The 6268-nt window shown below is 62.3% G+C and carries 4 protein-coding genes and 1 riboswitch; of the genes, 1 reads left to right on the forward strand and 3 read right to left on the reverse strand.

The genetic code is table 11. From position 1 onward, the window contains the following. Positions 1-272 precede the first annotated feature (272 nt). Positions 273-1634, forward strand: coding sequence for a radical SAM/SPASM domain-containing protein (locus FVW27_RS05555; protein WP_167123440.1), 1362 nt, complete (start codon positions 273-275; stop codon positions 1632-1634). A gap of 13 nt (positions 1635-1647) precedes the next feature. On the opposite strand, the gene FVW27_RS05560 is transcribed toward FVW27_RS05555, so the two are convergent. The 3 genes from FVW27_RS05560 to FVW27_RS05570 all read right to left on the reverse strand — a co-directional run bounded on the left by FVW27_RS05560 (position 1648) and on the right by FVW27_RS05570 (position 5674). Continuing rightward, positions 1648-2649, reverse strand: coding sequence for a DUF2971 domain-containing protein (locus FVW27_RS05560; protein ID WP_167123442.1), 1002 nt, complete (start codon positions 2647-2649; stop codon positions 1648-1650). A gap of 71 nt (positions 2650-2720) precedes the next feature. Continuing rightward, positions 2721-4772: a response regulator gene (locus tag FVW27_RS20860; protein WP_167123444.1), complete on the reverse strand. Its 2052-nt coding sequence runs from the start codon at positions 4770-4772 to the stop codon at positions 2721-2723. Positions 4773-5284: 512 nt separating this feature from the next. Further along, complete coding sequence (locus FVW27_RS05570; protein WP_167123446.1) at positions 5285-5674, reverse strand: response regulator; 390 nt, start codon at positions 5672-5674, stop codon at positions 5285-5287. A 52-nt stretch (positions 5675-5726) separates the two neighbouring features. Beyond that, positions 5727-5803: riboswitch (cyclic di-GMP riboswitch) on the reverse strand. Between the last annotated feature and the right edge of the window lie 465 nt (positions 5804-6268).

Here is a 6268-nt window from a genome sequence, read left to right on the forward strand (position 1 = left end):
GGGCGGAATGCCGGGATGCACTGGGGACAGGGGGGCCGGGCGGGCAAGGGGCGGGCCGCATGGCGGCGGGGAAGGCCTGCCCGCACGGGGAAAGGACGGTTGCCCCCTGCCCGGCGCATCCCGCATTCTCCCTCGCCGCCCGGCAGACCGCGTCACAAGGGGCGGCACAGGCGGCATTGACGCCTCCGGACTGCTTGGCTAAATTGCCAAATACGCACATTCCGTGCCGACAACCGCCCACCTGACGCGGTGTCTTCCCGCAAAGGCCCCCCATGCCCACAACCGCCATTGCCGCCCGCCTGCCCGAAGCGGCCCCGCAGCAGGACGCCCAGCTGCCCTATCCGCGCAAGCTGTTCGTAGAGGTTACCTCGCGCTGCAACCTGCACTGCCGGATGTGCGTGAAGCATTCTTCCGTCATCAGGGCACCGGAAGGCGACATGACGGCGGAAACCTATGCCGCCCTGCTGCCTGTCATGCCGCACCTGAACGCCCTTGTGCTGAACGGCGTGGGCGAACCGCTGCTGCACCGCAACCTGGAAACGTTCATCCGCCTTGCCCGGCAGCACATGCCGCCGGAAGGCTGGGTGGGCTTTCAGACCAACGGGCACCTGCTGACGGAAAGCCGGGCGCACGCGCTGCTGGCCGCCGGGCTGGACAGGATATGCCTGTCCATCGACGCCGTTTCGCCGGAACTGTTTTCCACCTGCCGGGCCGGGGGCGACGTGGACCACATGGAGCGGGCGCTGGCCAATCTGGCGGCGGCGCGCGCTGCGCGGCCCGGTTCGCCGCTTGCGGTGGGCGTGGAATTCGTGGTGATGCGCGACAACCTGAACGAACTGCCCGCCACCCTGCGCTGGGCCGCAGAGCGCGGCGCGGACTTTGCCATTGTCTCGCACGTGCTGCCCTATGCCCCGGGCATGTCCGAACAGGCCGTATTCGGCACGAACACGGAAGAATCGATGCGCTTCTACCGCGAATGGCAGGCGCGGGCCGAGCGGGAGGGCATAAACATCCGCCGCTACTTCGACGTGGTGTGGCGGTTTCGCTTTACCGAGGAGGAAACGCGGATCACCAGCTTCATCCGCGAAATGACCGAGGCCGCGCGCGAGGCAGACGTGCCCTTGCACCTGCACAACCTGCTGCGCGATGCCGACGCCCACGTGCCCGAGGCGGAAGCGGTGTTCGACGCCGCACGGGCCGTGGCCCGCCAATACGGCCTGCACCTACGCCTGCCCGCCCTGCACCCCCGCAACCTGCGCCACTGCCCCGCCGTGGACGAAGGCGGGGCCTTCATCGCCTGGGACGGCAAGGTGGCCCCCTGCTACTTTCTGTGGCGCGATTACCACTGCCACATGTACGGTATGCAGAAGCAGGTGGTGGCCCGCTTTTTCGGCACTGTCGGCCCCGCGCAGGGGCAGGACATCATCGGCGTGTGGAACGGCCCCGAGTACCGGGCCTTCCGGGACAGGGTGACGGCCAAGGGCTACCCGTTCTGCACCAACTGCAACGTGTACCCTTGCGATGACATAGAAACCACTACCTTCGAAACCGACTGCTACGGCGAACCCGTGCCGTGCGGCGACTGTCCGTGGTGTCTGGGGTTGTTGCAGTGCATGGGGCAGGAGTTGGGGTAAAATTTTCGCTGCGTCAATCGCATACTTCTCCAAAAATTTCATATCCAGACTGCGCTATACGGGGATAACTCGATAAAAGCTCATCAACATCGAGTCGTTTCCTTTGAAGTGTGAACTTACCGTATACCTCATTAACAATGTAGAACTTTACGGGATTATCTCTTTTTCTTAACGCTGACACAACTGCATACATCGCGGTTCCAGACGCTCGCATACCAAATGTTACATCTAGCATCCGAAGCGGCGACTCCTGCAGTCCATGACCCATAAATATCCTATACTCCTTTTCATATCTCCACTGTCTAGCTTTTCTTAAAAACATTTTATCATAAATGGTTAATTTCGCGCCACTGTCTTTCTCCAGAACGGCCTTTCTGATTGTGCTTGTTTTGAGAATTCTGTCCCCTCCATACTCTACACGGGAGACCTGTGGCACTGGATTTCTTTTGAAATCATAGCCGACACACATACCCTTATGACTATCCGCGTAATGACTCCACATCAGTGAATCTTTGCAAGAAGTTGAGAAACAGCAAATACCCTTCCTCTCCCATTTTAAAACCTCACGGCGTATCTCATAAGCAAGAAGTCTGTTATTTTTAACGCCAACACTTTCTTCATATTCATCATCTGTTGCAAGATAACGCAATTCATTAATTTTAAATGTAGCTAATTTATCAGCCTTATCCCTTGACACTTCATTTTTATATTTAGATTCGATCTTAATGTTTTTTAAGCTATCCATCGATTCCTTGTAAACATTATCAAATATTAGCTCATATAGTATTTTTTCAAGCTCTTCGTTTGAGGAATCAGATTCAATAGTCGGTTCACATTCAAACGGATCATTAAAGCTTGATGGAGATGAAAAATAAAGCGTATCAGCGCACAAATTTTCAATATTCTGAATGTTTATCGCTCTATACTTATAAATCCTATTCACAACAGCGCACACAATAACACCATCCCATTGATTCGGGTTGTAAGCCAATAATCTACCATGGCCCACACGCATGTTTGCCTGCTGCAGCACCTCTCATCGAACACTTTCACAACCTATCGTTGCTATATCATATGGTGTCCCCCTCAACACACCTGCCTCTTCTTCCGCGCACACTCGATCTCCTCGACAAGGTCGGCCATATCGAAGGGCTTGGCCACGTAGCCGTCCATACCGGCGGCCAGAAAGCGTTCCCGGTCGCCCGCCATGGCGGCGGCTGTCACGGCCAGAATGGGCACATTGCGCTTGTCCACAAAACGGGGGGATGTGCGGATGGTGCTGGCGGCGGTAATGCCGTCGGTATTGGGCATGTGGATGTCCATCAGCACCACGTCCACATCTTCGGCGGCCAGCCGGGCCAGCGCGTCGTCGCCATCCACGGCCAGGGTCACGTGGTATCCGGCCTTTTGCAGCAGTCGCTGGCCCACCATGCGGGTGGTGGCGTCGTCTTCCGCCAGCAGCACCCGTACTGGCGCGCCGTCCTGCGGCGGGGGCGGGCAATCCGCCACTTCCGGCGGCAGTTCGCACCGCTCCGCCGTGCGGAAGGGCAGGGTCACGCAGAACGTGGTGCCGCGCCCTTCCTCGCTGTCCACGCAGATGGTGCCGCCCAGCAACGCCACCAGCCGCCGCACGATGGAAAGCCCCAGCCCCGCGCCCTGATGCCGCCGCACATACGAATTGTCGCCCTGGGTGAACGGGTCGAAGATGCTGTGCAGTTGGACGTCGGGTATGCCCTTGCCGGTGTCCTGCACCATGAACAGGATGACCGCCACGTCTCCGCCCGCGTTCTCCTTTCCGCCAGCCACGCCCTGCCCGCCTGACTTGCCCGATTCGCCCGGCCCGCCCGATACGGCAGGCACACCGGCGCCATTCCCACCCGTTGCGGCACCGCTGGTGCCCGCACCCCCCGCCTTGCCGGGCCCGAACGGCAGCGGCGACAAACTCAGCCGCACCCCGCCCCGCTCGGTGAACTTCAGCGCGTTGCCCACAAGGTTGAACAGTATCTGGCGGGTCTTGCCCTCGTCGCCCAACACGGTCTGCGGCAGGCCGGGGGCAATATCCACGTCCAGCGAAAGGCCGCGCGCGCCCGGTTCGAACTGGAACAGCTCGCGCACGGCCTCGCCCAGCCGGGCCAGATCGAAGGGGTCGCAGGCCACGGGCATGCGGCCCGCCTCTACCCGCGACAGGTCCAGCAGGTCCGTCAGCAGGTGCGCCAGCCGCTGCGACGAGCGGATGGCCATGTTCACGTACCCCGCGTGCTCCGGGTCGGTCAGGTCCGCCTTCAGCAGTTGCAGCGCGCCCAGAATGCCGTTGAGCGGGGTGCGTATCTCGTGGCTCATGTTGGCCAGGAACAGGCTTTTGGTCTCGCTGGCGCTGTTGGCCTGGCGGTTGGCCTCGATCAGTTCGCGCTCCGCCCGCTTGCGTTCGGTAATGTCCTTGATGGTGCCGTACACGCGGTGCCGCTCGGCGTCGTACTTGGCGCGCGACTGGATGTCGGCCACCACTCCGTCCGAGGGGCGGCGGATCTTGAACTCGATGACGTATTCCGCGCCACGGGTGACCAGTTCGTGCAGGGCCGCGTCCAGCGCGGGGCGGTATTCCGGCAGGGGGATGGCCTTCACGGCCTCGAAGACATCGCAATCATCCGGTATGCCGTAGATGCGCCGGGCACCTTCGGAAGTGACCAGTGCGCCGATGCGCAGGTCCACCTCCCAGTTGCCGATGCCCGCCACCAACTCGGCCCGGCGCAGGCGCGCCTCGCTCTCGCGCAGGCGTTCGCCCTTGGCATGCAGCCACTCCAGCATGCGCTGGTTGCGGCTTTGCAGATACGACACCAGCAGCGAGACCATCGGCATGGTCAGCCCAAAGACCACCAGACGGCTGACGCTGGACTCCGAATAGACGAACGTGGCGAACCCGGTGGACCAGGTCAGCAGCACGTACACCAGGGTCAGCCCCACGCTGGCAAGGCCCGATGCGTGCCCGCCCAGGTACGCCGCCAGCACGATGACCACAACGAACAGCAGCGCCGGGTTGTACACCTGCACGCCGTGGCGCGACAGGAAAAACAGTGCCACCGCCACGACCACCGTAAGCAGCGGCCCGGCCAGGGCCAGAACTGTCTTGCTGGGTCTCACGCTTTCCCCCGTGGCCGGGTGCGCTGGCGGCGCGCATCGCGGTCTACTGATGTTCGTGCCCCGGCAGTCCGTTGCGGGCCTGGCCGGATGGTTGCGACCTGCCGGGTTGCGCCGGGCGCCGGACACGGCACGGCGGCCTGCGGCGGCAGCAACGGAAACTGCATGGCGATGCCTGCGCAATACCCCGGAGCGGTCCGTTCCACAATAAGTCTAGAAATATTTTAACGTGGCGACAGTACAGGAATGCCGACCTGATGAAAGGCGGAACGAACCAGTCGGAATGGCGCGATGCAACGCAATGGCACAGGGCAGGTCGAAGTGGCGGCAAGCCATGGCAAGGCGGGCAAGATACGACAAGACACGGCAGGATGCGTCACCATGGCGAGGTGGCGGGGTGCCACGATGGCGGCGCGGCGGGGCGGGTTACGATGGCGGCGGGGCGGCGGGCGGCGGAATGACGGCGACGCCGCAGGAAGGATGCACGCGCCTTGCCGGGCGCTGGCCGGTGCAGTTCAGCTGAAGCGGGCGGTCACCTGCTTGCCCATGCTCAGCACGCAGTAGGCGATGCAGCTTACCGCTTCCGCCGCAAGGCGCAGGCTGTCCTGCAAGGCGCAGGCAGAGACCTGGTGTTCGGAACAGGTCTGGCTGCGGCGTGTCATCAACAGAGAGGGCACGCCGTTTCTGGTCAGGCTTTCGTGCAGGGTGGCGCGGTCCGCATCGTTCTCCATGGTGCCTACGTCCACCAGCGCAAAGTCGAAGCGATGCGTATCCAGCGCGGGCAGGGCGTCCTGCACCCTGCGCACCACAAAGGCTTCCGCGCCGCGCTTGCGCAGTTCCCATTCGCACATGAATGCGGACATGGGGTTGCGGTCCACCACAAGAACAAAAACGCCCGTCAGCATATCCCCCCCAAGGGATGGTGCCACGGGCCGCGCAGACGCACTGCTCACCGACGCAGGCAACCCGGCTGTCTCTACGCGAGATCCGTGGCTTTCCGTCCCCGCTTCACAGCGGGTTTGGCTTTCATATGTCTATAGCAGTGACCCACCATAACGGATGTGTCAATGTGCCACCCCAAGCACACGGAGTCGCACCTCATGATTTTGCACAATCATTTCGGCACATTCACAGAGCGACCACCTCCTCCCTCGCCACCCTACCCAAAAAATACGGGTTTCACCCAGTCACATATATCGACCCGGGAGTATTCCCTGGGGCGCACGGCCGCCGCACTCACCGGACCGGGCCCGGACACTGGCGCACGGTGGGCGCATTGCCGCGCAGGCCTTGTCTGCGGCCTCGCGTTGGGGCATGCCCACCTGAGGGGCTGGCCGGATGCGCCGCCCGCGCCATGGCCACCGGCCTGACCCTTTTCCACGATCACGGAGGCGACATGTTCCCGCTTCGCATTGCCACGGCCTGCTGGTGCGCGCTGTGTGCCGCCGCCATCACCAATGGCGCCCTGCGCGAGGCGTGGCTGGCGCCGCGCCTGGGCA

Source organism: Nitratidesulfovibrio liaohensis, from assembly GCF_011682075.1.
Lineage (GTDB): Bacteria > Desulfobacterota > Desulfovibrionia > Desulfovibrionales > Desulfovibrionaceae > Cupidesulfovibrio > Cupidesulfovibrio liaohensis.

Bases quoted from the DNA above. Each gene is read 5' to 3' on its own strand.
- FVW27_RS05555 (WP_167123440.1), top strand. From the start codon at position 273: ATGCCCACAACCGCCATTGCCGCCCGCCTGCCCGAAGCGGCCCCGCAG.
- FVW27_RS05560 (WP_167123442.1), bottom strand. From the start codon at position 2,649: ATGCGTGTGGGCCATGGTAGATTATTGGCTTACAACCCGAATCAATGG.
- FVW27_RS05570 (WP_167123446.1), bottom strand. From the start codon at position 5,674: ATGCTGACGGGCGTTTTTGTTCTTGTGGTGGACCGCAACCCCATGTCC.